Source organism: Pseudomonas sp. PICF141 (assembly GCF_002286815.1).
Lineage (GTDB): Bacteria > Pseudomonadota > Gammaproteobacteria > Pseudomonadales > Pseudomonadaceae > Aquipseudomonas.
Window position 1 is genome coordinate 174225 of the sequence record NZ_MUNM01000055.1, and the last position, 22737, is coordinate 196961.

General features: G+C 60.2%; 29 protein-coding genes. 10 read left to right on the forward strand and 19 right to left on the reverse strand.

What is annotated here, in order from left to right; genetic code table 11:
- Positions 1-7: 7 nt before the first annotated feature.
- Positions 8-730, reverse strand: coding sequence for a monofunctional biosynthetic peptidoglycan transglycosylase (mtgA, locus tag BZL43_RS16155; RefSeq protein ID WP_095633275.1), 723 nt, complete (start codon positions 728-730; stop codon positions 8-10).
- A 73-nt stretch (positions 731-803) separates the two neighbouring features.
- Between mtgA and BZL43_RS16160 the strand changes: the two genes are divergently transcribed.
- From BZL43_RS16160 to trmB, 4 genes are all read left to right on the forward strand, one after another.
- Positions 804-1175, forward strand: coding sequence for a DUF423 domain-containing protein (locus BZL43_RS16160; RefSeq protein WP_095633239.1), 372 nt, complete (start codon positions 804-806; stop codon positions 1173-1175).
- A 90-nt stretch (positions 1176-1265) separates the two neighbouring features.
- The gene (thiS, locus tag BZL43_RS16165; RefSeq protein WP_168185100.1) at positions 1266-1466 is read left to right on the forward strand and encodes a sulfur carrier protein ThiS; all 201 of its coding nucleotides are present in this window, start codon (positions 1266-1268) and stop codon (positions 1464-1466) included.
- A 63-nt stretch (positions 1467-1529) separates the two neighbouring features.
- On the forward strand, positions 1530-2324 hold the full coding sequence (locus BZL43_RS16170; protein WP_095633240.1) for a thiazole synthase: 795 nt from the start codon (positions 1530-1532) through the stop codon (positions 2322-2324).
- Between the two features lie 9 nt (positions 2325-2333).
- Positions 2334-3059: a tRNA (guanosine(46)-N7)-methyltransferase TrmB gene (gene trmB / locus BZL43_RS16175; RefSeq protein WP_095633241.1), complete on the forward strand. Its 726-nt coding sequence runs from the start codon at positions 2334-2336 to the stop codon at positions 3057-3059.
- A 139-nt stretch (positions 3060-3198) separates the two neighbouring features.
- Here the strand turns inward: trmB and BZL43_RS16180 are convergent, their stop codons facing one another.
- The 10 genes from BZL43_RS16180 to BZL43_RS16225 all read right to left on the reverse strand — a co-directional run bounded on the left by BZL43_RS16180 (position 3199) and on the right by BZL43_RS16225 (position 10195).
- The gene (locus BZL43_RS16180) at positions 3199-3522 is read right to left on the reverse strand and encodes a DUF3392 domain-containing protein (protein WP_007897907.1); all 324 of its coding nucleotides are present in this window, start codon (positions 3520-3522) and stop codon (positions 3199-3201) included.
- Positions 3523-3531: 9 nt separating this feature from the next.
- Positions 3532-4737, reverse strand: a complete 1206-nt coding sequence (gene hemW, locus BZL43_RS16185) for a radical SAM family heme chaperone HemW (RefSeq protein WP_095633242.1) — start codon at positions 4735-4737, stop codon at positions 3532-3534.
- Positions 4734-5330: an RdgB/HAM1 family non-canonical purine NTP pyrophosphatase gene (rdgB, locus tag BZL43_RS16190; RefSeq protein WP_095633243.1), complete on the reverse strand. Its 597-nt coding sequence runs from the start codon at positions 5328-5330 to the stop codon at positions 4734-4736. Before rdgB ends, hemW begins: the two co-directional genes overlap by 4 nt.
- Positions 5327-5761 (reverse strand): DUF4426 domain-containing protein, encoded by a 435-nt coding sequence (locus BZL43_RS16195; RefSeq protein ID WP_063342254.1) that lies wholly within the window; start codon positions 5759-5761, stop codon positions 5327-5329. Before BZL43_RS16195 ends, rdgB begins: the two co-directional genes overlap by 4 nt.
- Before the next feature lie 26 nt (positions 5762-5787).
- Complete coding sequence (gene metW, locus BZL43_RS16200; protein WP_095633244.1) at positions 5788-6408, reverse strand: methionine biosynthesis protein MetW; 621 nt, start codon at positions 6406-6408, stop codon at positions 5788-5790.
- A 7-nt stretch (positions 6409-6415) separates the two neighbouring features.
- Complete coding sequence (locus BZL43_RS16205; RefSeq protein ID WP_095633245.1) at positions 6416-7555, reverse strand: homoserine O-acetyltransferase; 1140 nt, start codon at positions 7553-7555, stop codon at positions 6416-6418.
- Positions 7556-7742: 187 nt separating this feature from the next.
- Positions 7743-8033, reverse strand: a complete 291-nt coding sequence (locus tag BZL43_RS16210; RefSeq protein ID WP_095633246.1) for a DUF167 domain-containing protein — start codon at positions 8031-8033, stop codon at positions 7743-7745.
- Positions 8033-8620 carry a YggT family protein gene (locus tag BZL43_RS16215; RefSeq protein ID WP_095633247.1) on the reverse strand — a complete coding sequence of 196 codons (588 nt, stop codon included), beginning with the start codon at positions 8618-8620 and terminating at the stop codon, positions 8033-8035. The genes BZL43_RS16210 and BZL43_RS16215 overlap by 1 nt, the downstream gene beginning before the upstream one ends.
- Positions 8621-8644: 24 nt before the next feature.
- Positions 8645-9463, reverse strand: a complete 819-nt coding sequence (gene proC, locus BZL43_RS16220) for a pyrroline-5-carboxylate reductase (RefSeq protein ID WP_095633248.1) — start codon at positions 9461-9463, stop codon at positions 8645-8647.
- Between the two features lie 33 nt (positions 9464-9496).
- Positions 9497-10195: a YggS family pyridoxal phosphate-dependent enzyme gene (locus BZL43_RS16225; protein WP_095633249.1), complete on the reverse strand. Its 699-nt coding sequence runs from the start codon at positions 10193-10195 to the stop codon at positions 9497-9499.
- 56 nt (positions 10196-10251) lie between these two features.
- Here BZL43_RS16225 and BZL43_RS16230 point away from each other — a divergent pair, with 56 nt between their 5' ends.
- Positions 10252-11286, forward strand: a complete 1035-nt coding sequence (locus BZL43_RS16230; protein ID WP_095052526.1) for a type IV pilus twitching motility protein PilT — start codon at positions 10252-10254, stop codon at positions 11284-11286.
- Positions 11287-11443: 157 nt separating this feature from the next.
- Here the strand turns inward: BZL43_RS16230 and BZL43_RS16235 are convergent, their stop codons facing one another.
- On the reverse strand, positions 11444-12067 hold the full coding sequence (locus BZL43_RS16235) for a C40 family peptidase (RefSeq protein WP_095633250.1): 624 nt from the start codon (positions 12065-12067) through the stop codon (positions 11444-11446).
- Positions 12068-12316: 249 nt separating this feature from the next.
- Here BZL43_RS16235 and BZL43_RS16240 point away from each other — a divergent pair, with 249 nt between their 5' ends.
- Complete coding sequence (locus tag BZL43_RS16240) at positions 12317-12736, forward strand: TM2 domain-containing protein (RefSeq protein WP_095633251.1); 420 nt, start codon at positions 12317-12319, stop codon at positions 12734-12736.
- 139 nt (positions 12737-12875) lie between these two features.
- Here BZL43_RS16240 and BZL43_RS16245 read toward each other — a convergent pair whose 3' ends face one another.
- From BZL43_RS16245 to gshB, 7 genes are all read right to left on the reverse strand, one after another.
- Complete coding sequence (locus BZL43_RS16245) at positions 12876-14147, reverse strand: dihydroorotase (protein ID WP_095633252.1); 1272 nt, start codon at positions 14145-14147, stop codon at positions 12876-12878.
- Positions 14144-15148: an aspartate carbamoyltransferase catalytic subunit gene (locus BZL43_RS16250; RefSeq protein ID WP_007897943.1), complete on the reverse strand. Its 1005-nt coding sequence runs from the start codon at positions 15146-15148 to the stop codon at positions 14144-14146. The genes BZL43_RS16245 and BZL43_RS16250 overlap by 4 nt, the downstream gene beginning before the upstream one ends.
- A 27-nt stretch (positions 15149-15175) precedes the next feature.
- The gene (gene pyrR, locus BZL43_RS16255) at positions 15176-15679 is read right to left on the reverse strand and encodes a bifunctional pyr operon transcriptional regulator/uracil phosphoribosyltransferase PyrR (protein ID WP_007897945.1); all 504 of its coding nucleotides are present in this window, start codon (positions 15677-15679) and stop codon (positions 15176-15178) included.
- 99 nt (positions 15680-15778) lie between these two features.
- Entirely contained in the window at positions 15779-16216 is a 438-nt protein-coding gene (gene ruvX, locus BZL43_RS16260) for a Holliday junction resolvase RuvX (RefSeq protein ID WP_008007435.1), read from the reverse strand.
- Positions 16216-16788 carry a YqgE/AlgH family protein gene (locus BZL43_RS16265; RefSeq protein ID WP_095633253.1) on the reverse strand — a complete coding sequence of 191 codons (573 nt, stop codon included), beginning with the start codon at positions 16786-16788 and terminating at the stop codon, positions 16216-16218. Before BZL43_RS16265 ends, ruvX begins: the two co-directional genes overlap by 1 nt.
- Positions 16789-16922: 134 nt before the next feature.
- The gene (locus BZL43_RS16270) at positions 16923-17822 is read right to left on the reverse strand and encodes an energy transducer TonB (RefSeq protein ID WP_095633254.1); all 900 of its coding nucleotides are present in this window, start codon (positions 17820-17822) and stop codon (positions 16923-16925) included.
- Between the two features lie 106 nt (positions 17823-17928).
- Complete coding sequence (gshB, locus tag BZL43_RS16275; protein WP_095633255.1) at positions 17929-18900, reverse strand: glutathione synthase; 972 nt, start codon at positions 18898-18900, stop codon at positions 17929-17931.
- A gap of 233 nt (positions 18901-19133) precedes the next feature.
- On the opposite strand from gshB, the gene pilG reads away from it, so the two are divergent.
- The 4 genes from pilG (at position 19134) to BZL43_RS16295 (ending at position 22708) form a co-directional block, all read left to right on the forward strand.
- A complete protein-coding gene (gene pilG / locus BZL43_RS16280; RefSeq protein ID WP_095633256.1) occupies positions 19134-19538 on the forward strand; it encodes a twitching motility response regulator PilG in 405 nt (134 codons plus the stop codon).
- A gap of 58 nt (positions 19539-19596) precedes the next feature.
- Entirely contained in the window at positions 19597-19962 is a 366-nt protein-coding gene (gene pilH / locus BZL43_RS16285; protein ID WP_007987790.1) for a twitching motility response regulator PilH, read from the forward strand.
- Between the two features lie 10 nt (positions 19963-19972).
- Entirely contained in the window at positions 19973-20536 is a 564-nt protein-coding gene (locus BZL43_RS16290) for a chemotaxis protein CheW (RefSeq protein WP_095633257.1), read from the forward strand.
- 123 nt (positions 20537-20659) lie between these two features.
- The gene (locus BZL43_RS16295; RefSeq protein ID WP_095633258.1) at positions 20660-22708 is read left to right on the forward strand and encodes a methyl-accepting chemotaxis protein; all 2049 of its coding nucleotides are present in this window, start codon (positions 20660-20662) and stop codon (positions 22706-22708) included.
- Positions 22709-22737 lie beyond the last annotated feature (29 nt).

Here is a 22737-nt window from a genome sequence, read left to right on the forward strand (position 1 = left end):
CGACGAGCTATTGAGACCAGGGCGCGCGGCGTGAATCGTTGAGGCCGACCAGATAACTGTCTCCACCCAGCTGGTTCATCTGCTGGCGAATCCACCCGGCTCGTCTTGCAACGTAAGAGGTCGGATGGCTGGCGCTCCACACCCGAGGGTTTGGCAATACAGCCGCCAGCAGACTTGCCTGCTGTCGGGATATCGAGCGAGCGCCCACACCAAAGTGATGTCGGGCCGCTGCTTCGGCGCCAAATACCCCTTCATCCCACTCGACGCTGTTGAGGTACACCTCAAGAATCCGCTGCTTGGGCCAGAGTACCTCGATCAGCCCGGTAAACCAGGCTTCCAGGCCTTTGCGCAGCCAGCTGCGGCCAGACCATAGAAACAGGTTTTTCGACACTTGCTGGCTCAAGGTGCTGGCGCCCCGAAGCGAGCCGCCGCGCTCGTTATGCGCAAACGCTGCCTGAATCGCACCGATATCGAAGCCCCAATGCTCGGGAAACTTCTGGTCTTCACCGGCTATCACCGCGACTTTCAGGTCGTCGGAGATTTCATCCCAGGGTTTCCAGTTGCGTTGCAGGTCAATGGGTTCACCGTCGAACCAGGATTCGATCTTGCGCTCGACCATCAACGCCGTTCCCGGTGGCGGAACCACCCGGAACAGCAACACCAGCAATACGCTGCCAGCCCCAAACCAGAGCAAGGCCTTCGTGAAACGACGGAAAATTAACTGCAGCATAGAGATGGCTTGGCCGAACCCGTTGAGCCGGCCATTATACAGACCCTGTTGATCGAGTCTGAGTGGAGTTCTCATGTTGCGCAGCTTCCTGATGCTGGCTGCTTTTTTCGGCTTCACCGGTGTTGCCTTGGGCGCGTTCGCCGCCCATGGCCTGAAAAGCCGCCTGAGCGCCGAGTACCTGGCGATTTTCCATACCGGCGTCACCTATCAACTGGTGCATACCCTGGCGTTACTGGGTGTAGCGCTGTTGGCCACGCAGATTCCCGGTCGACTGATTACGTGGGCTGGCGCATCATTTGCCATTGGCATTCTGTTGTTTTCCGGCAGCCTGTACCTGCTGACGTTAACGGGTATCAGCAAGCTCGGGATCGTGACGCCCTTCGGTGGCCTGGCGTTCCTGGTTGGTTGGTTTTGCCTGGGGCTTGCCGCCTGGCGGTTGAGCTGACCACGCGGTCCATTTCGTGACGAATGGCTTGGGTCGGCCTGACTGATCGGGCTAGAATGCCAGCCCCTAAAAGTGATGGCGGCATTCGGTATGCGCATTCAATTGAACGGCGAATCCCTTGAACTGCCCGACGGTGAAACCGTTGCGGCCCTGCTGACCCGTCTGGAACTGACCGGACGCCGGGTGGCGGTCGAGCTCAATCTGGATATCGTCCCGCGCAGCCAGCACGCTGAAACCACGCTGAACGACGGCGATTGCGTCGAGGTGGTACACGCCATCGGCGGCGGCTAGCTGCCCGGCCCGAACGGCCACAGAATCATTCTGCAAGAACCTCACCCCTACAGAGGATTTCCCATGAGCATCGTTCGTAGCGACAAGCCCTTCGTCCTGGCCGGTCGTACTTACCAGTCGCGTTTGCTGGTAGGCACCGGCAAGTACCGCGACATGGAAGAAACCCGCCTGGCCATCGAAGCCTCGGGCGCCGAGATTGTCACCTTCGCCGTGCGCCGGACCAATCTGGGTCAGAACCCGGGCGAACCGAACCTGCTCGAAGTCCTGTCGCCGGATCGCTACACCTTCTTGCCTAATACCGCTGGCTGCTTCGACGCTACCGAGGCTGTGCGCACCTGTCGTCTGGCCCGCGAGCTGCTCGGCGGCCACAACCTGGTGAAGCTGGAAGTGCTGGCGGACCAGAAAACCCTGTTCCCCAACGTGATCGAAACCCTCAAGGCCGCCGAAGTGCTGGTCAAGGAAGGCTTCGAGGTGATGGTGTACACCAGCGATGATCCGATCATTGCCCGGCAACTGGCGGAAATCGGTTGCGTCGCGGTGATGCCACTCGCCGGTCTGATCGGCACGGGCCTGGGGATCTGCAACCCGTACAACCTGCAGATCATCCTTGAAGAAGCGAAAATTCCAGTGTTGGTGGATGCCGGTGTCGGTACGGCTTCCGACGCCACCATCGCCATGGAACTGGGTTGTGAAGCGGTGCTGATGAATTCGGCCATCGCCCATGCCCAGCAGCCGATCATGATGGCTGAAGCCATGAAACACGCCATCGTTGCAGGTCGCTTGGCCTACCTCGCCGGCCGCATGCCGAAAAAACTCTATGCCAGCGCCTCCTCGCCGCTGGATGGTCTGATCAAGTAAGAGCCATTGATGATTGAATCAAACGACACGCCTATCCAGATGGAAGAAGGCGAAGAGCGCCAACACCGTCGCATCAAGAGTTTCGTGATGCGCGCCGGGCGCATGACCGAAGGCCAGCAGCGTGGTCTGGACCAAGGAGCGCCGCTGTTCGTACTGCCTTTGGCCGATGCACCGGTGGACTTCGATCAGGTGTTCGGGCGTTCGGCGCCGCGCTCGCTGGAAATCGGCTTCGGCATGGGCCATTCGCTGCTGGAAATGGCTGCCGCCTCGCCGGAGCAGGATTTCATTGGCGTCGAAGTTCACCGTCCGGGTGTCGGCGCGCTGCTCAATGGCGTGTTGACCCAGGGCCTGACCAACCTGCGGGTCTACGATTGCGATGCGATCGAAGTGCTCAACCGCTGCATCGCCGACAACAGCCTCGATCGCCTGATGCTGTTTTTCCCGGACCCGTGGCACAAGAGCCGTCACCACAAGCGTCGTATCGTTCAGGCGTCGTTCGCCGAACTGGTGCGCAGCAAGTTGAAGGTCGGCGGTGTGTTGCACATGGCCACCGACTGGGAACCGTACGCCGAGTACATGCTGGAAGTGATGAACGTCGCCCCGGGCTATCGCAACCTCGCCGAAGACGGCAAATGCGTGCCGCGCCCGGCCGAACGCCCGATCACCAAGTTCGAACGCCGCGGCGAACGCCTTGGGCATGGCGTGTGGGATCTGAAGTTCGAAAAACAGTCCTGAACGATCATACAAAACAGTCGTAAAACCTGTGGGAGCGGGCTTGCCCGCGATGGCGGTTTGACAGTCAACAAGGATGTTGAATGTTATGGCCTCATCGCGGGCAAGCCCGCTCCCACATTGTTTTGTGTGCTATTCGAATTTAGCGGCGATCAGCGACCACGCCAATCAACACCAGCACCACCAACAACACCGGCGCCAGGCTGTAGTTGTTGAACTGGCTCAGGCCTTTGATGATCCATGGCGTGGCATAGATCAGCGCCACGCCACTGCCGACCATGCACAGCAGGGCCATCAGCGGGACGCGCAAGGCGCCGGCGATGCTGCCCAGGCGTTGGTCGACCCAGCCCTTGATGTCGGCGCCAAACAGCACCAGCAAACAGCCCACCAGCGCCAGCGAGATTTCCGACAGGTTGCTGCGGCTCCAGCGGGACACGGTGGCGAGCAGGTCGAGTACCAGATCCATTCGATTTCCTTATGTCAGAAATTTCTGCAGCAAGTCATTGAGAAAGAGTTGTCCGCGTAGCGTGGCCGCCAGACGTGACGGTTCGACCTGCAACAAGCCACTTTGTTCGGCCTCGCGACGGCCTTCGGCGAGGCTTTCCAGGGGCAGCCCGGTGCGCTCTGGATACAACCGCGCTTCGACGCCCTCAGTCAGGCGCAAGGCGTTCATCAGGAACTCGAACGGCAGTTCTTCGTTGGTGAGGGCTTTCTCGCCGGCCTGGAAGCTTTTGGCCGGGTTGAGGTAGTCCTTCGGCAGGCGGGTCTTCCAGGTGCGTACGATGCGCCCGTCCGGATGGCTGAGCTTGCCGTGGGCACCGGCACCGATGCCGATGAAGTCGCCGAAACTCCAGTAATTGAGGTTATGCCGCGCCGCACGACCGGGCAGGGCATAGGCCGAGACTTCGTATTGCGCGTAACCGTGTTCGGCCAACAATGCCTGACCGGCCTCCTGAATGTCCCACAGGGTGTCGTCTTCCGGCAGCGTCGGCGGCTGATTCCAGAACACTGTGTTCGGTTCCAGCGTCAGCTGGTACCAGGACAGGTGCGTCGGCTTCAGGGCAATGGCCTGGCGCAGGTCGTTCAGGGCATCGTCCAGGGACTGATCGGGCAAACCATGCATCAGGTCCAGATTGAAGTTGTCGAAACCGGCCTGGCGGGCCATGCCGGCGGCACGCACGGCTTCATCGCTGTTGTGAATCCGCCCCAGGGCCTTGAGTTTCTCTTCCTGAAAGCTCTGGATGCCGATCGACAGGCGATTGATGCCCAGCCCCCGGTAAGCGCGGAATTTCTCCTGCTCGAAGGTTCCGGGGTTGGCTTCCAGGGTGATTTCAATGTCGCTGGCAAACGCAATACGTTGCTCGACACCCTTGAGCAGGCGGCCCAGGGCCTTGGCGCTGAACAGGCTCGGCGTGCCGCCCCCGAAGAAGATCGAGCTCAGCTCACGGCCATAAACCGCATGCAGGTCCTGATCGAGGTCGGCCAGCAGAGCGTCGACATAGTCTTCTTCCGGGAGCACGGGGCTGGCGGTGTGGGAGTTGAAGTCGCAATAAGGGCATTTGCGTACACACCACGGGATGTGGATGTACAACGCCAGGGGCGGCAGCACGGGCAGGGCCGCTCGAGGCGATTGTGCGTCGCCGCCGAAAATCAGCGGCGACGCGGACGAGTCATGGGTCATTTGAGGCCCAGACGCTGGCGCAGCAGATCCATTGCTCGGGCGCGGTGGCTGATCCGGTTCTTGTCGCTCGGGCTCAATTCGGCGCTGGAGCACTCGCGCTCCGGCACCCAGAACAGCGGGTCGTAGCCGAAACCGTGTTCGCCGCTGGCCTGGGTCAGGATGCGCCCATGCCACAGGCCTTCACAGAGAATCGGCAACGGATCGTCGGCATGGCGCACCAGCGCCAGCACACAGACGAACTGCGCACCGCGCTCGGCTTCGGGCACGTCTTTCAAAACCTCAAGCAGTTTGGCGTTGTTCGCCGCATCGCCTTTACCGTCGGCGTAACGGGCCGAGTAAATGCCCGGCGCACCGCCGAGGAAATCCACCGCCAGCCCCGAATCATCGGCCAAGGCCGGCAGGCCGGAAATGCGCGAGGCATTGCGGGCCTTGAGAATGGCGTTCTCGACGAACGACAGGCCGGTTTCTTCAGGCTCGACGCTGCTGAACTCGCCGATCGAGCGCAAGTGCACCGATTCGCCGAGCATGGCCTGGAGTTCCTTGAGTTTGCCGGCGTTATGGCTGGCCAGTACGAGTTGGGTGAAATTCATCATTGGCCGGGGAAAAGCTCTTGTTGGAAACTGATGGTGTTGGTTTTGTCGCCGGTCTGCACTTTGATGTCAAAGGTGCGGATTTCCTGCTGATCCACCGGGAACTGGGCGATGTAGTACACCGCGCCTGTTTCGGTGATCTGTTTGAACTTCAGCGGGATGCTTTGGCTGGTCAGGTCTTTGACCGTGCCGCTGACCTGAGCCGTCTGTGGTTTACCTTCCTTGAGGACCGAAACGTTGATCACGCCCTGGTTCTTGCTGCGGGTCAGCTCGGCCGCTTTGGCGATCTCCGGCGTCAGGAAGGTGGAATTGAAGGTGTTGTAATGCACCGTCACGTCGCCAAAGGTTTCCTTGCGCTCGCCCTTGATAACGTCGGCGGCCATGGCGGTGACGCTCAGGCAGGCAGTAAGTAAAAACAGCGCTAGACGACCCATGCTCGTTCTCCTCGAAATGTCGTGATTCAGACCGCGATCTTGTGGTCCGGCAGGCCGGGGCTGCTGACGCGGTAGATGCCGATCTCACCTAACAGATTAGGCCATAGCTTACTGGCCCACCCATGCCGATGCTGTTGATCCACGGCAAGCCGATCAATGACCTTGGCTTCACGTTCGCGACACAGCGCTTCAAAGTCTTCGAAAGTGCAGAAGTGGATGTTCGGCGTGTTGTACCAGGTGTATGGCAGAAACTCCGAAACCGGCATCCGGCCCTTGCTCGCCAGGTACCAGCGGCAGCGCCAGTGACCGAAATTGGGGAAGGTGATGATGCACTGGCGACCGACGCGCAGCATTTCGTCGAGGATCCTGTCCGGGTAGTGCACCGCTTGCAGGGCCTGGGTCATGACCACGATGTCGAAGCTGTTGCTGGCGAAGTTGCCCAAGCCCTTGTCCAGATCCTGCTCGATGACGTTGATGCCCTTGGCCACGCACTCGGCAATGTTGTCCGGGTCGTTTTCCAGGCCATAACCGGTGACTTGTTTGTTATCGCGCAGCCAGGTCAACAACTCGCCATTGCCGCAACCGAGGTCGAGCACGCGGCTGCCGGCGGGGATCCATTCCTGGATGATTTCCAGATCGGCTCTCATGTCTTCCTCAAAGCGCTATACGGTTCATGTAATTGCTGAAGGCCTGCAAATAACGCGGGATCGGAATCAGGAAGGCATCGTGGCCTTGCGGAGCGTCGATCTCCAGGTAGCAGACGTCTTTCCTGGCCGCCATCAGCGCGTCCACCAGTTCCCGCGAGCGGGCAGGGGAGAAGCGCCAGTCGGTGGTGAAAGACATCACGCAGAATCTGGCCTGGGCATTGGCGAAAGTTTTCGCCAGGTCATTGTCGAAATTCGCCGCCGGATCGAAGTAATCCAGTGCCTTGGTCATCAGCAGGTAAGTGTTGGCGTCGAAACGTCCGGAAAACTCCTCGCCCTGATAGCGCAGGTAGCTCTCGACCTGGAACTCGACGCTGTGGAAGTCGTAGTTGAGCTTTTCGCTCTTCAGGCCGCGACCGAATTTCTCGCCCATCGAGTCGTCGGACAGATACGTGATGTGCCCGACCATCCGCGCCAGCATCAGCCCGCGCTTGGGGATCACACCCGCTTCCTGGAACGAGCCGCCGTGGAACTCCGGGTCGGTGAGGATCGCCTGGCGTGCGACTTCGTTGAACGCAATGTTCTGTGCCGACAATTTCGGTGCCGAGGCAATCGCCAGGCAGTGCCGCACGCGGTCCGGGTAGGTGATGGTCCACTGCAAGGCCTGCATGCCGCCGAGGCTGCCGCCAATCACTGCCGCCCATTGGTGGATGCCGAGCAAATCAGCCAGGCGCGCCTGGCTGTGAACCCAGTCTTCCACGGTCAGGACCGGGAAGTCGGCGCCGAATGGCTTGCCGGTTTCCGGATTGATGCTGCTGGGGCCGGTGGAACCATTGCACCCGCCGAGATTATTCAGGCTGACCACGAAGAACTTGTTGGTGTCGATCGGCTTGCCGGGGCCGATGCAGCTATCCCACCAACCGGGTTTGCGGTCGTCGGGGCTGTGGAAGCCGGCAGCGTGATGGTGACCGGACAACGCATGGCAGATCAGCACGGCGTTGCTCGCCATAGCATTCAGCGTGCCGTAGGTTTCGTAGATCAGGTCATAAGCGGGCAGGGAACGTCCGCAGGCCAAGGCCAGGGGTTCACTGAAGTGCGCCACGTGCGGCGTCACCAGACCAACAGAATCGGGGGGGAAGGCAGCTGGCATCGACCCTGCTCTCATTGAATTGAGGCGTAAGTCTAAAGACCGCTGACCCTAGCAGCAAGCTAACTTCCCCACCGTTAACGATCGTTCCCACGCTCTGCGTGGGAATGCCTCGCTGGACGCTCTGCGTCCGCTTCGGCTGGGACGCGGAGCGTCCCGGGCTGCATTCCCACGCGGAGCGTGGGGACGATCAGGGGAGGGTGAGATCCGGCAAATCCGGCAGCTTCTTCGGCGAACAGATCCGCACCCGTTTCTGCCGGTTCAGCTCCCCGCTGAGCAAACTCACCTGACTTTTGGAAACCCCGAATGCCTTCGCCAGAAATGCCATCAAATACGCATTGGCCTTGCCCTCGACGGGTGGTGCGGTCAGGCGGATCTTCAAGCGATCACCGTGCAGCCCGCAGAAATCATCGCTGCGGGCCGCCGGTTGCAGGTGACATTCCAGAATCAGGTCATCACCGTCCCAGCGAAAGTAGCTCATCAGATCAGGCCGAGCAGCCCCTGCGGCATGAGGGCGTAGTACGCGAGTCGCGGGATCAGCCAGCTTTGCAGTAACTGGATCGCGATAAACGCGAAGATCGGCGAGATGTCGAGGCCGCCCAGGTTCGGAATGATACGGCGGAACGGGGCGAGTACCGGTTCAGTGATCTGCTGTACCAGCTCTGCGCCCGGGTTGTGGCTTCCCGGGGCGACCCAGGACAGAATCACGCTGATGATCATCGCGTAGAACAGAACACTCAGAAACAGCGAGAAGACTGCGATCAGTGCCCAAGGCACCAACAGCAGCACGTCGACCTCGAAGCCTTTGAGCAGCAGGATGACCGCTATCAGCACCATCTGCACCATCAGCGCCAGTACCAGTGACGACATGTCCAGCCCGAACATGCTCGGGATGATCCGGCGCAGGGGTTTGAGCAGCGGTTGAGTGGCTTTGACGATGAACTGGCAGAGCGGGTTGTAAAAATTCGCCCGAACCAATTGCAGGATGAAGCGCAGCAGCACGATCAGCAGGTACAGGCTGCCCAGGGTTTTGATGATGAAAATGGCAGCGTCATTGAGTCCGAGCATCATTGATTCCTTTGTAGGGGCTGATTAGCGGCCGAGTTGCTCAGCCATCTCGGCCGAGCGGTGCGCGGCGGCGCCGAGTGCTTTTTCCACCAGGGCTTCGAAACCACCCGCCTGGAACGACTTGATTGCAGCTTCGGTGGTGCCCGCAGGCGATGTCACGCGACGACGCAGTTCAGCCGCGTCGACATCACTGGCGACCGCCATCTGTGCAGCCCCCAAAGCGGTTTGCACGGTCAGGCGGGCGGCGATGTCCGCTGGCAGGCCCAGCTTCACGCCCGCGGCGGTCATGGCTTCGATCAACAGGAAGAAATACGCCGGGCCCGAGCCGGAAACGGCGGTGACCGCGTCCAGTTGCTGTTCTTCGTCCAGCCACAGGGCAATGCCAACCGCCGACAGCAGCTCTTCAGCTTGCTGGCGTTGTTCGGCGCTCACTTGGCCGGTGGCGAACAAACCGCTCACGCCCTGACGCAGCAGCGCCGGGGTGTTGGGCATGCAGCGCACGATAGGCTGGGCGCCAAGCCAGTTGTTCATGCTGGCGCAGGTGATGCCGGCCGCGATCGAGACCACCAGTTGATTCGGCGCAAGGCTTGGGCGAATGGCTTCGCATACGGCTTTCATCGCCTGGGGTTTGACCGCCAGCACGATCACGTCCGCGCCCTGAATGGCTTCGGCGTTATCGGCAAACACTTCGATGCCGTGTTCGGCATGCACGCGGGCGCGGGTTTGTTCGCCCGGATCGCTGGCGCGGATCTGTGCGGCGTCCAGACCTTTGGCGCGCAGGCCGCCGATCAGGCTGGCGGCCATGTTGCCGGCTCCGATAAAGGCAATACGTGTCTTGCTCATGTCAGGTCCTTATAAAGAGAGAGGTCCGCCATCTCACGGTTGACCGTAATCACGGGCACCAAACAGGGCCGTACCGATACGGACCCAAGTGGCGCCCATGGCAATGGCCGACTCGAGGTCGTGGCTCATGCCCATGGAAAGTGTGTCGAGTGGCAGGTTCAGGCTGGCTTGCATGCTTTTGATTAAGTCGCGCACGGCAGCGAAAGCCGCGTCCTGGGCGGCGCGATTATCAGTCGGCTCGGGAATTGCCATCAGCCCGCGCAATTTCAGGCGCGGCAGAGCGCTGATGGCATTGGCCAGGGCAGGCAGGTCGGCCGGGGTGCAGCCAGACTTGCTGGCTTCACCGCTGACGTTGACCTGGATGCAAATGTTCAAAGGAGGCAAATCGGCCGGGCGTTGTTCGGACAGGCGTTGTGCGATTTTCAAGCGATCCACGGAGTGCACCCAGTCGAAATGCTCGGCGATAGCGCGAGTCTTGTTCGATTGAATGGGGCCGATGAAGTGCCAGATCAAGGGCAGGTCGGCCAATTCGAGCTGTTTGCCCAGGGCTTCCTGCAGGTAGTTTTCGCCAAAGTCGCGGATCCCGGCGGCGTAGGCTTCACGCAGGGCTGCGACGGGTTTGGTCTTGCTCACGGCCAGCAGCTGGATGCTGTGCTCGTTGCGCCCGGCGGCGAGGGCGGCAGCACGGATGCGTGAACTAACCTGAGCGATGTTGTCTGCTATCGTGGACATCAAGAGGCGCCAGCGGTCTGAAGGTTCGCGGCATTCTACTGGAATTGAGGAGCGCTATGGATATCACTGAGCTGCTGGCTTTCAGCGCCAAACAAGGCGCGTCTGACCTGCACCTGTCCGCCGGCCTGCCACCGATGATCCGTGTCGACGGCGATGTGCGGCGTATCAACCTGCCGGCCCTGGATCACAAGGAAGTGCATGATCTGATCTACGACATCATGAACGACCTTCAGCGGGTGGATTTCGAGAAGCATCTTGAAACCGACTTTTCCTTCGAAGTGCCTGGCGTGGCGCGGTTTCGGGTCAATGCCTTCAACCAGAACCGGGGGGCGGGCGCGGTATTCCGGACCATTCCGTCCAAGGTGCTGAGCATGGACGATCTGGGGATGGGGGAAGTGTTTCGCAAGATTACCGAAGCCCCCCGGGGCCTGGTGCTGGTGACCGGGCCGACCGGTTCGGGCAAGTCCACCACGCTGGCGGCGATGATCGATTACCTGAACAATCATCGCCATCACCACATCCTCACCATCGAAGACCCCATCGAGTTCGTCCACGAATCGCGCAAATGCCTGATCAATCAGCGCGAAGTTCATCGCGATACTCGCAGCTTCGCCACGGCGCTGCGCTCGGCCCTGCGCGAGGACCCGGACGTGATTCTGGTGGGGGAGATGCGTGATCTGGAGACTATTCGGCTGGCGTTGACTGCCGCCGAGACCGGTCACCTGGTCTTCGGCACGCTGCACACCACGTCGGCGGCGAAAACCATCGACCGGGTGGTGGACGTGTTTCCGGGGGACGAAAAATCGATGGTGCGCTCGATGCTCTCCGAGTCCTTGCTGGCGGTGGTGTCACAGACATTGATCAAGAAAATCGGCGGTGGGCGGATTGCCGCCCACGAAATCATGATCGGCACTTCGGCGATCCGTAACCTGATCCGCGAAGACAAGGTGGCGCAGATGTATTCGTCGATTCAGACCGGAGGGTCGCTGGGGATGCAAACCCTGGACATGTGCCTGAAGGAACTGGTGACCAAGGGGGTGATCAGCCGCGAGCATGCGCGGGAGAAGGCGCGCTCGCCGGATAACTTCTGAGAAGAGCAGCGCGGGACCTGTGGCGAGGGGGCTTGCCCCCATTCGACTGCGAAGCAGTCGCAAGCTCGGGCAATGCGGTCTTTCTGATTAAGCTTGGTGGCAGGTATTGGGGCCGCTTCGCAGCCCAACGGGGGCAAGCCCCCTCGCCACAATCAAATCAACGCTGAACAACCCGCAATGCGTTCTGTTCTTTGGGCAGAACCCGCTTGGCCACGACGTAGTGGTTTTCCCAGTACGGTTTCTTCAGGGTGTCGATGGTCACCGACTTGCCACGGCGGGGTGCGTGGATGAAGCGGTCGTTGCCCAGGTAAATGGCAACATGATTGACCCGACGGCTCTTGATGTTGAAGAAAATCAGGTCGCCTGGCTTCAGATCGTTGCGATCGACCTTCTCGCCATGACCGCTGGCCATGGCGTTGGAGGTACGTGGCAGATCAAACGTGGCGTCGTTGAACGCGTATTTCACCAGCCCGCTGCAATCGAACCCTTTGCTTGGGCTGCTGCCGCCCCAACGATAAGGCGTACCGAGCACGTTTACCGCGCGGCTCAACACGTTGCTGCTTTCCTTGCTGGCCATTGGCGGTACCAGCTTGCGGTTAGCGCTACTGAGTTGGGTGGAGCGTTTTACTGTCTGTTTGTTGTTTTTGCTTGAAGGAGCAGAAACATGGGATTTGGGGGTGTAACCATTAACGTTGGGAAGACGTTGCTCACGATTGGTGGCGTGGGCGGCCAGGGGCAATAATAGGCAAATGGTTAGCCATGTCTTGAAAAATGGACGCATTAGGCAAGGCTCGTAGGGGGAACGCGCAACTTTATAACAGCTTTTTTTGCCCTTCCGAGGCCGTTTGTCGATTCAAGCGGCGGGGCACGGAACTAAAAAGCGACAAAATTGACGGGAGCTGTCGGATAAAAGTCAGGAATTACAAGGCTTTGCCCGAAATGAACGTAATAATTGCCGTATGTCGGCCGCCTGTAAAAAAGTCACAAAGAATTCAAGAATATTTCTCTATCGTGTGAGTCGAGGTCATCAATGAACCCCTATCAACACCCCGTTTCAAAGCAAGACACACACAGCAAAGTGATTGGTTATCTGTTGTGGATTTTCGGTTTTACCGGGGCTCACCGCTTCTATTACGGCAAACCGGTGACCGGGACGATCTGGTTTTTTACCTTGGGTTTGCTGGGTATCGGCTGGTTGATCGACCTGTTTCTGATCCCATCCATGGACCGCGAAGCGGACCTGCGCTTTACCGCTGGACCCATCGAATACAACGTGGCGTGGATTCTGCTGACGTTTCTCGGGGTCTTCGGTGTGCACCGGATGTATCAGGGGAAATGGATCAGCGGGTTGCTGTACCTGGTGACAGGCGGGTTGTTCTTTCTGGGAGTGTTGTATGACTTCTGGACGTTGAATGACCAGGTGTCTATTCGCAATGCGCAGAACCGCTGATTAATTGTGGCGAGGGGGCTTGCCCCGTTGGGCTGCGAAGCGGCCCCATTATTGGCAACCGCATTCCTTCAGACAGAACTCCATTGCTGATTTGCGACTGCTACGCAGCCGAACGGGGGCAAGCCCCCTCGCCACAGGTTTACGCCTGGTGACTGATCCGTCCATCCACCAGGGTGTAACGCACCACACCCGGCAAGCTATGGCCAATGAACGGGCAGTTTTCGCCCTTCGACAACCAGTTTTCACCGGCCACGGTCGAGGCCGCAGGGTCGAACAGCACGATATCTGCCGGCCCTCCCACCGCCAATTTGCCCGCTGGTAAACGCAACGCGTCGGCAGGGCCGGTGCTCAAGCGTGCGAGCAGCGTTGGCAGATCCAGCAAACCGTCTTCCACCAGGGTCATCGCCAGCGGCAGCATCAGTTCAACACTGCTGATACCCGGCTCGGTCGCACCGAACGGCGCCAGTTTGGCATCGCGCTCATGGGGCTGGTGATGGCTGGAGATGGCCGATACCACCCCCGACTTCACCGCTGCCCGCAGGCCGTCGCGGTCGGCGCGGGTGCGCAGCGGCGGCTGCACGTGATAGAGGCTGCTGAAGTCGATCAGCGCTTCGTCGGTGAGGATCAGTTGATACAACGCCACGTCCGCCGTGACCTTCAGGCCACGGGTCTGGGCCTGAGCGATCAGTGCCACACCGCGAGCGCTGGTGAGCTGGCTGAAGTGTGCACGCACGCCGCTTTGCTCGACCAGCAGCAGATCCCGGGCCAGGGCCACGGTTTCAGCGGTTTCCGGAATGCCCGGTAAACCGAGGAAACTTGCCGTCGGGCCTTCGTGAGCCAAGCCACCTTCTGCCAGATCATGGTCTTGCGAGTTGAAAATCACCGTCAGGTCGAACGTCGCTGCATATTCCAGCGCCCGGCACAGGGTGCGGGTGTTGCGAAAGCTCTCCAGACCGTTGCCGAAGGCCACGCAGCCGGCATCGCGCAAGGCGACCAGTTCGGCCAGCTGTTCGCCGTCCAGGCCTTTGCTCAAGGCGCCAATCGGGAAGACCTTGGTGTTGCCGGCTTCGCGGGCGCGGTCGAGGATCAATTCGGCCACGGCCGAGGTGTCCAGCACCGGTTTGGTTTTCGGTGGGCAGCACAGGCTGGTCACGCCACCGGCCGCCGCTGCGCGGGTTTCGCTGGCGATCGAGCCTTTGCGGCTGTAACCCGGCTCGCGCAAGGCGACGTTCAGGTCAACCAGGCCGGGGGCGGCCACCAGACCTTTGGCGTCGATGGTGTCTACTGCAACGAAACCCGCTGGAGCGGCGCCGAGGGCGACGATCTTGCAGGCTTCAACGTGGATATCAGTCACTTGATCCAGGCCGCTGGCCGGATCGATAACGCGTGCGCCGAGAATGCTGAGCTTCACTGGGCGTTCTCCTGCTCGAATTGGCGCTGGGCTGTTTGCCCGCTCATGGCCATGGACAGCACAGCCATACGAATCGCGATGCCGTAGGTCACCTGGTTGAGGATCACCGAGTGTGGGCCATCGGCCACCGCCGACTCAATTTCTACCCCGCGGTTGATCGGCCCCGGGTGCATGACGATGCAATCGGGTTTGGCGCCGGCCAGGCGCGCGGTGGTCAGGCCGAACAGGCGATAGAACTCGCCTTCGCTCGGCAGCAGCCCGCCGGTCATGCGTTCACGCTGCAGGCGCAGCATGATCACCACATCGACGTCCTTCAGGCCTTCGGTCATGTCGGTGTAAACCTTCACACCGTATTGCTCGATGCCGATCGGCAACAGGGTTTTCGGCGCAATCACGCGAATGTCCGGGCAGCCAAGGGTTTTCAGGGCCAGCATGTTCGAGCGCGCTACCCGCGAATGCAGGATGTCGCCGACGATGGCCACCGAAAGGTTTTCGAAGCCGCCCTTGTGCCGACGAATAGTGAGCATGTCGAGCATGCCCTGGGTCGGGTGGGCGTGACGGCCGTCGCCGCCGTTGATGATGGCCACCTGCGGGCAGACATGCTCGGCAATGAAGTGCGCCGCGCCGGAATCCCCGTGACGCACGACGAACATGTCGGCGGCCATGGCTTCCAGGTTGCGCAGGGTGTCGAGCAGGGTTTCGCCCTTGCTCGCCGACGACGTGGACACGTTCAAAGTGATCACATCGGCCGACAGCCGCTGGGCCGCCAGTTCGAAGGTGGTGCGGGTGCGGGTGGAGTTCTCGAAGAACACGTTGCACACGGTCTTGCCGCGCAGCAACGGGACTTTCTTCACCGCCCGGGCGCCGACTTCGAGGAACGAGTCGGCGGTGTCGAGGATTTCCGTCAGCAACTCGCGGCGCAAACCGTCGAGCGAGAGGAAGTGGCGCAGCTGGCCCTGATCATTGAGCTGCAGCGGGCGCTTGGTTTCTAGAGGCGTCATCGCGAGGGGGACTCTCAATAGGGCGAATTAAAGGGCGAGGTCTTGAAGCTCGAGCTTGAGTTCCGGGCCGGACAGTTTCACGCGTTCGTGGGCCGCCAGCGACAGCGTCGCGCCGACCACGTTCGGGCGGATCGGCAGCTCACCGGCGTCCAGGTCCAGCAGGCATACCAGCGTGACGCTGGCTGGGCGACCGTAATCGAAGAGCTCGTTCATCGCCGCGCGGATGGTCCGACCGCTCATCAGCACGTCATCGATCAGCACCAGGTGCTGGCCTTCGATCTCGAACGGCAGCGCCGATGGGCGTACTTGTGGATGCAGGCCGTTCTGGCTGAAGTCGTCGCGGTAGAACGAAACGTCCAGCGTGCCCAGTGGCGAATCGCTGCCCAGTTCATCGAGCAATGCCTGCGCGACCCAGACGCCACCGGTCCGAATACCGATATAGCGCGGTTCACTGATGCCACGGTTTTCCAGATAAGCCTTCAGACGGATCGCCATCTGGCTGATCAGTTCGGCGGGATTGGGCAGGCTCATGGTTTGCTCCTTCTTTGTCCCCAGCCAAATGCTGCTTGAGAGGTGGCTCGGGTTGTCGCTAAGGGAGTCGCCGCAGCGGCTCTTCAGAATTAGGTGCGGTCAGGATTCGAACAATGCGCTGTTTTCGTCAAGCCAGCCCTGCAACAGCAGAGCGGCGGCGATGGCATCGACCGGGTTGTCGCGGTAACTGCCTTTCTGGCCGCCACGGACCAGGCGTTCGCCCTTGGCCTCGAAGGTGGTCAGGCGCTCGTCATGGGTATAAAAGGGCAGGTTGTAGCGGCCGTTCAGGCGTCGGGCGAACTTCTCGGCCCGCAGGCACATGTCGCTCGGCGTGCCGTCCATGTTCAGCGGCAGGCCGACCACCACGGCGTCGGGTTTCCACTCTTTAATCAGGGCTTCGACCTGATTCCAGTCCGGAATGCCGTTTTGCGCCTTCAAGGTGCACAGCTCACGGGCCTGCCCGGTAATCACCTGGCCGACCGCAACGCCGATCTGTTTGGTGCCGTAATCGAAACCCAGAATCAGCCGCAGGGCCATCAGGCGTGCCCTGCCTGGCTGGTGAGCAGACTGAGATTGATGCCCAGATGCCTGGCCGCCGCTTCAAGGCGTAATTCGCTGCTGGTATTGAACAGGATGTCGGCGTTGAACGGGCAGGTCAGCCAGGCGTTGTCGGCCAGTTCGGCTTCCAGTTGCCCGGCTTCCCAGCCGGCGTAGCCGAGGGTGATCACACTTTTCGTGGGGCCAACGCCGTCGGCAATGGCGAACAGCACATCCTGCGAAGTCGACAGCGACAACTCGCCGTCCAGATCAACGGTTGCCTGATAGGTTTTCCCCGACGGGTGCAGGACAAAGCCGCGATCGGTTTGCACCGGGCCACCCATGAAGATGGGCACATGCTGGCAGAGTACCGGCGGTTCGATTTCGGGGCGCAATTGCTCGAGGATATCGGCCAGGTTCAAGTCCTGCGGGCGGTTGACCACCAGCCCCATGGCTCCATTGGCCGTGTGCTCGACGATATAGGTCAAGGTGTGCGCAAAGTTCGGGTCGGCCATGTGAGGCATGGCGATCAGGAAGTGATGCTTGAGGTAGCTGGGGCTGACGTTCTTCATGAGCGCTAGTGTGGCGTTGGAGGGGCAAACTGACAAGCCGAAGCAAGTCAAAAGATCGCAGCCTTCGGCAGCTCCTACATTGAAATGTGTACATCTGTAGGAGCTGCCGAAGGCTGCGATCTTTTGATTATCGGTCAATTACTGGACAACCGGTCCCCACGGGCAAACTTCCACGTGCGAATGATTTCCAGACGATCAATGTCCGACAGATCCCCGGTGAACGGTGCAAACGGCGCCGCGAGCCTTACGATGCGCTGCGCCGCCTGGTCCAGCAGCGGCTGGCCGGACGATTCCAGCACCAGCACTTCATACAACGAGCCGTCGCGATTGATCGAGACCATCAGTCGCAAATTGCCGTAAATCTGTTTGCGCCGGGCTTCATCGGGATAGTTGAGGTTGCCGATGCGCTCGACCTTTTTGCGCCATTCATCTTTGTACCAGGCACCCTTGTCGCGCATGGTCGACGCGGCGCTCAAACGGTGAATGCGCGGGCGCTTGGCATACAGCTGTTGTTCACTGGCCAGTTCCGCCTCCAGGCTGGCGATGTCGCTGGACAGCTGCGCGCTGTCGAAGGTAGGTGCCACGACCTTGGGTTTGGTCTCGGTCTTGATCTCTTCGCGCTTGGTCGCGGTTTTTTTCGGTTTCGGCGCGACAGTCGTCACGGCTGCCTTGGGGGCGGCTTCCGGCACTGGCGGCGTGGCGGTTGGCGGTGGGGTGACTGGCTGCACCTTGTTGTCCTGGAAGGGCGCGACCTCGGTGGTCTTGGGCGTCGCCTTTTTTTCCAGGGTGCCACTGCCTTCCTGATTTTCCTGGGCGAGAAAGTCAGCTTTCGCAGGCTTCTTTTCGCTTTTGAACGTGGCGAGGGTAATTTCCAGGGTTTTGCTGATTTGCTTGGGTTCGACCATGGAGAACCCGACGCCCAACAGCAAGGCCAGGTGAATCAGCGCCGCCAGAAACAGGGTGAAACCGAGGCGATCAGCCGGACGCACGCCACGGTAGGCGAGTTCAGGGGGCAGATCGGACGGAAGTGTCATAACCAAAAACCAACATAGAGTTTTTCACGAGCCCGGCATGATAACGCAATGTTGGTTTTTAGCTTCAAGCTACAAGTTTCAAGCGACAAGCTGTATGCCGCGTGCTTCAAGCTTGCGGCTTGAGGCTTGCAACTTGCAGCTTTTTCTCTATGGCATCCATCAGAAGGCCACCAATGTCGGTGCCGAAAGCGTTATCGATCTCGCGAATACAGGTCGGGCTGGTGACGTTGATTTCGGTCAGATGCTCACCGATTACGTCGAGACCGACGAACAGCAAGCCCTTCTCACGCAGGGTCGGGCCGACTTGCGCGGCGATCCAGCGATCTTTCTCGGTCAGCGGTCGGGCTTCGCCACGACCACCGGCGGCGAGGTTGCCACGGGTTTCACCGAGCGCGGGAATCCGGGCCAGGCAGTAATCCACCGGCTCGCCGTCGATCATCAGGATGCGCTTGTCGCCATCAACGATCGCCGGCAGGTAACCCTGGATCATGATTTGCTGACGGCCATGCAAGGTCAGGGTTTCGAGGATCACCGACAGGTTCGGGTGGCCCGCGGTGTGGCGGAAAATCGATGAGCCGCCCATGCCGTCCAGCGGCTTGAGGATCACATCACCATGATGATCGGCGAATTCACGCAACACATCCGGACGACGGCTGACGATGGTCGGTGGCGTGCACTGCGGGAACAACGTGGCGAAGAGCTTTTCGTTGCAGTCACGCAGGCTTTGCGGCTTGTTGACCACCAGTACACCCGCATTTTCCGCTTGTTCCAGCAAATACGTGGAGTAGACGAACTCCATGTCGAACGGCGGATCCTTGCGCATCAGGATCACGTCCAGATCGCTCAGCAGCGCGTCGCTTTCGGCGCCCAGCTCAAACCATTTTTCCGGGTTGGCGAATACCTTCAGCGGACGCATCCGCCCGCGAGCCTGGCCTTCGGCCTGATACAAATCGCGCTGTTCCATATAGAACAGTTCCCAGCCACGCTTTTGCGCGGCCAGTAGCATGGCCAGCGAACTATCCTTTTTATAGGAGATGCTGGCGATAGGATCCATGACAATCCCGACGCGAACGCTCATGGGGTTTTCCTCGAAATTGGGGTGAAAAGCGTTGTGAAAAAGTGGCGTCAGAGTGGCGCTGAGCGGGTTCCCGGTCAAGGAAAAACCACCGCCAGGGTCGCCCGATAGATCGGATGGGGAGACTGTGCTAAAAAGGCTGGCATGTCGTGCTGGCCCTTGATCAATAAGGGTTTCGAGCCCTCGACTGCCCGTAGAGGGACAATTTGATTCACAAAGGCGACGGTAGAGCCACTATGGAACAGCATTCCAGCGCCTTGAAGGTCATGGTGATCGATGATTCGAAAACGATTCGTCGCACCGCCGAAACGCTGTTGAAAAATGTGGGCTGTGAAGTCATCACCGCAATCGATGGTTTCGATGCCCTGGCCAAGATTGCCGACAATCACCCCGGTATCATCTTTGTCGACATCATGATGCCCCGTCTGGATGGTTATCAGACCTGCGCTTTAATCAAGAACAACAGTGCGTTCAAGTCCACGCCAGTGATTATGCTGTCGTCCAGGGACGGGTTGTTCGACAAGGCCAAGGGACGGATTGTCGGTTCCGACCAGTTTTTGACCAAGCCTTTCAGCAAGGAAGAACTGCTGAACGCGATTCAGGCCCATGTTCCGGGCTTCACCGCCGTTTCGCCGCAGTAAGACACGCACAGTGATGCTCGGCCATGGGGCCTGGTGTCGACAAGAAATGGGGAAGACCATGGCACGTATTCTGATCGTCGATGACTCGCCGACCGAAATGTACAAACTGACCGGCATGCTCGAAAAGCACGGTCATGAAGTGTTGAAAGCTGAAAACGGCGCCGACGGCGTGGCCCTGGCCCGCCAGGAAAAACCCGACGCAGTGCTGATGGACATCGTCATGCCCGGCCTTAACGGTTTCCAGGCGACTCGTCAGCTGACCAAAGACCCGGAAACCGGGCACATTCCAGTGATCATCATCACCACCAAGGATCAGGAAACCGATAAAGTCTGGGGCACGCGCCAGGGCGCCAGGGACTATCTGACCAAACCGGTCGACGAAGACACCCTGATCAAGACCCTGAATAACGTGCTGGCCGGTTGATCGTTCGGCCATGACCGAGTCGCTGACGGCTTTCGAACTGCTGCTGCAGATAGACCAGCGCTGTCGTCTGCTGGCGGCGGACTTGCCGTCCCAGCCGACCCGACAGGACCGCTGGAGCGGCATCGGCTTTCGTTTGGGTGAGCATTGGTACGTCGCACCCATGCGTGAAGTCAGCGAAGTCCTGCACGAACCGCGTGTTACCCAATTGCCGGGGGTCAAGCCCTGGGTCAAGGGCGTGGCGAACCTGCGGGGGCGCCTGCTGCCGATCATGGATTTGCATGGCTTTTTTTATGGCTACGAGCCCGGCCATGAACGGCCTTTGCGCAAGCAACGGCGAATATTGGTGGTGGAACACAACGACGTGTTTGCAGGGCTGATGGTCGATGAGGTCTTCGGCTTGCAGCACTTTGCCCAGGACAGCCTGGAACCGGCAGATACCTTGAACGGCGCGATTGCACCGTTCATCCAGGGCCGGTTTGAGCGTGAGCAGAATTGGCAGGTTTTCAGCCCGTTTGCGTTGGCGCAGTCGCAGAGCTTCATGAACGTAGCGCGGGGCGACGCTGCAATCCTGTAGGAGCGAGGCTTGCCCGCGAAGAATGATAACGCGGTGTTCCTGCGGGACCGCAGCGCCTGCTTCGCGGGCAAGCCTCGCTCCTACAAGGGCATTGGGTGAATTAAGCAGGGCAGGCGAGAACCGATGATAAAAGCAAAGACAGACAAGCCAGAAGGGTCGCGCAGCCGGGCGCAGATCATTGCGCTGTTCATCGCATTGATCGTCTTCATCATGCTGCTGTTCGCCAACTTCGCGTACCTCAACACCCAGGCGAATTATGACAAGCAGTACATTGGCCACGCCGGTGAGTTGCGCGTGCTGTCCCAACGCATCGCCAAGAACGCCACCGAAGCCGCCGCCGGCAAGGCCGCGGCGTTCAAGTTGCTCAGCGATGCACGCAATGACTTCGCCCAGCGTTGGGGCTACCTGAAAAAAGGCGATCCCTCCACCGGCCTGCCGCCGGCACCGTCCACCGTGCGCCCGGAAATGCGCGCCGTGCAGCTGGATTGGGAGCGTCTGCTGAAAAATACCGACGCCATCCTCTCCAGCGAGCAGACCGTGTTGTCCTTGCATCAAGTCGCCGCGACCCTGGCCGAAACCGTGCCGCAGTTGCAGGTCGAATATGAAAAAGTCGTCGAAACCCTCTTGCAACGTGGTGCCCCCGCCACTCAGGTGGCGGTGGCCCAGCGTCAGACGCTGCTGGCCGAGCGGATTCTTGGTGCGGTGAACACCGTGCTGTCGGGCGATGAAAATTCGCAGCAGGCGGCCGACGCTTTCGGTCGCGACGCGGCGCGTTTCGGCCTGGTGCTCAACGGCATGCTTCAAGGCAACGCGGCGCTGAAAATCAGCCAGGTCGAAGACCGCGACGCGCGCGCCCGGTTGACCGAGATTTCCGAGCTGTTCGAATTCGTATCCGGTTCGGTGGATGAAATCCTCGAAACGTCGCCGCAACTGTTCAAGGTCCGTGAATCGGCCACCAACATTTTTACCCTGTCGCAAACCCTGCTCGATGAGGCTTCGCAACTGGCCAGCCGTTTCGAAAACCTCGCTGGCGGGCGCAACACCGGCACGATCGGTGGTTATGTACTGGCCTTGCTGGCGCTGATGTCGATCATCCTCATCGGCCTGGTGATGGTGCGTGAAACCAACCGTCAACTGCGTGAAACCGCCGAAAAGAACGAGCGCAACCAGAACGCGATCATGCGTTTGCTGGACGAAATCGAAGACCTTGCCGACGGCGACCTGACCGTGACCGCCTCGGTGACCGAGGACTTCACCGGGACCATCGCGGATTCGATCAACTATTCCGTCGACCAATTGCGCGATTTGGTGGCGACCATCAACCTCACCGCCGGGCAGGTCGCCGCCGCCGTGCAGGAAACCCAGGCCACCGCCATGCACCTGGCCCAGGCCTCGGAGCATCAGGCGCAGCAGATTTGCGAAGCCTCCACGGCCATCAATGACATGGCCCGGTCCATCGATCAGGTCTCGGCCAACGCCGCCGAATCCTCTGCGGTGGCCGAACGCTCGGTGGAAATCGCCAACAAGGGCAACGAAGTGGTGCACAACACCATTCATGGCATGGACAATATTCGCGAGCAGATCCAGGACACCGCCAAGCGCATCAAGCGGTTGGGTGAGTCCTCTCAGGAAATCGGCGACATTGTCAGCCTGATCGATGACATTGCCGATCAGACCAACATCCTCGCCCTCAACGCGGCGATTCAGGCCTCCATGGCTGGCGATGCCGGGCGCGGTTTTGCGGTGGTAGCCGATGAAGTCCAGCGTCTGGCCGAGCGTTCGTCCGCGGCGACCCGGCAGATCGAAACGCTGGTGCGGGCGATTCAGGCCGACACCAACGAAGCGGTGATTTCCATGGAGCAGACCACCACCGAAGTAGTGCGCGGCGCACGTCTGGCGCAGGATGCCGGGGTGGCCCTGGAAGAAATCGAAGGTGTATCGAAGATCCTTGCGGCATTGATCCAGAGTATTTCCAATGCCGCGCAGCAACAGACTTCGTCCGCCGGCCAGATTTCCCTGACGATGAACGTGATCCAGCAGATCACTACGCAGACCTCGTCCGGCTCCACCGCCACCGCCGAGAGCATTGGCAACCTGGCGAAGATGGCCAGCCAGCTGCGACGTTCGGTGTCCGGTTTCACCTTGCCGGCCAAGTCTGCGGACAACGCTTGAACCGCCTCTGGGCGGATGCATCTTGATTG

Coding starts and splice junctions, on each gene's coding strand:
- mtgA (WP_095633275.1), bottom strand. CDS start 730: ATGCTGCAGTTAATTTTCCGTCGTTTCACGAAGGCCTTGCTCTGGTTT.
- BZL43_RS16160 (WP_095633239.1), top strand. CDS start 804: ATGTTGCGCAGCTTCCTGATGCTGGCTGCTTTTTTCGGCTTCACCGGT.
- thiS (WP_168185100.1), top strand. CDS start 1,266: ATGCGCATTCAATTGAACGGCGAATCCCTTGAACTGCCCGACGGTGAA.
- BZL43_RS16170 (WP_095633240.1), top strand. CDS start 1,530: ATGAGCATCGTTCGTAGCGACAAGCCCTTCGTCCTGGCCGGTCGTACT.
- trmB (WP_095633241.1), top strand. CDS start 2,334: ATGATTGAATCAAACGACACGCCTATCCAGATGGAAGAAGGCGAAGAG.
- BZL43_RS16180 (WP_007897907.1), bottom strand. CDS start 3,522: ATGGATCTGGTACTCGACCTGCTCGCCACCGTGTCCCGCTGGAGCCGC.
- hemW (WP_095633242.1), bottom strand. CDS start 4,737: ATGACCCATGACTCGTCCGCGTCGCCGCTGATTTTCGGCGGCGACGCA.
- rdgB (WP_095633243.1), bottom strand. CDS start 5,330: ATGATGAATTTCACCCAACTCGTACTGGCCAGCCATAACGCCGGCAAA.
- BZL43_RS16195 (WP_063342254.1), bottom strand. CDS start 5,761: ATGGGTCGTCTAGCGCTGTTTTTACTTACTGCCTGCCTGAGCGTCACC.
- metW (WP_095633244.1), bottom strand. CDS start 6,408: ATGAGAGCCGATCTGGAAATCATCCAGGAATGGATCCCCGCCGGCAGC.
- BZL43_RS16205 (WP_095633245.1), bottom strand. CDS start 7,555: ATGCCAGCTGCCTTCCCCCCCGATTCTGTTGGTCTGGTGACGCCGCAC.
- BZL43_RS16210 (WP_095633246.1), bottom strand. CDS start 8,033: ATGAGCTACTTTCGCTGGGACGGTGATGACCTGATTCTGGAATGTCAC.
- BZL43_RS16215 (WP_095633247.1), bottom strand. CDS start 8,620: ATGCTCGGACTCAATGACGCTGCCATTTTCATCATCAAAACCCTGGGC.
- proC (WP_095633248.1), bottom strand. CDS start 9,463: ATGAGCAAGACACGTATTGCCTTTATCGGAGCCGGCAACATGGCCGCC.
- BZL43_RS16225 (WP_095633249.1), bottom strand. CDS start 10,195: ATGTCCACGATAGCAGACAACATCGCTCAGGTTAGTTCACGCATCCGT.
- BZL43_RS16230 (WP_095052526.1), top strand. CDS start 10,252: ATGGATATCACTGAGCTGCTGGCTTTCAGCGCCAAACAAGGCGCGTCT.
- BZL43_RS16235 (WP_095633250.1), bottom strand. CDS start 12,067: ATGCGTCCATTTTTCAAGACATGGCTAACCATTTGCCTATTATTGCCC.
- BZL43_RS16240 (WP_095633251.1), top strand. CDS start 12,317: ATGAACCCCTATCAACACCCCGTTTCAAAGCAAGACACACACAGCAAA.
- BZL43_RS16250 (WP_007897943.1), bottom strand. CDS start 15,148: ATGACGCCTCTAGAAACCAAGCGCCCGCTGCAGCTCAATGATCAGGGC.
- pyrR (WP_007897945.1), bottom strand. CDS start 15,679: ATGAGCCTGCCCAATCCCGCCGAACTGATCAGCCAGATGGCGATCCGT.
- ruvX (WP_008007435.1), bottom strand. CDS start 16,216: ATGGCCCTGCGGCTGATTCTGGGTTTCGATTACGGCACCAAACAGATC.
- BZL43_RS16265 (WP_095633253.1), bottom strand. CDS start 16,788: ATGAAGAACGTCAGCCCCAGCTACCTCAAGCATCACTTCCTGATCGCC.
- BZL43_RS16270 (WP_095633254.1), bottom strand. CDS start 17,822: ATGACACTTCCGTCCGATCTGCCCCCTGAACTCGCCTACCGTGGCGTG.
- gshB (WP_095633255.1), bottom strand. CDS start 18,900: ATGAGCGTTCGCGTCGGGATTGTCATGGATCCTATCGCCAGCATCTCC.
- pilG (WP_095633256.1), top strand. CDS start 19,134: ATGGAACAGCATTCCAGCGCCTTGAAGGTCATGGTGATCGATGATTCG.
- pilH (WP_007987790.1), top strand. CDS start 19,597: ATGGCACGTATTCTGATCGTCGATGACTCGCCGACCGAAATGTACAAA.
- BZL43_RS16290 (WP_095633257.1), top strand. CDS start 19,973: ATGACCGAGTCGCTGACGGCTTTCGAACTGCTGCTGCAGATAGACCAG.
- BZL43_RS16295 (WP_095633258.1), top strand. CDS start 20,660: ATGATAAAAGCAAAGACAGACAAGCCAGAAGGGTCGCGCAGCCGGGCG.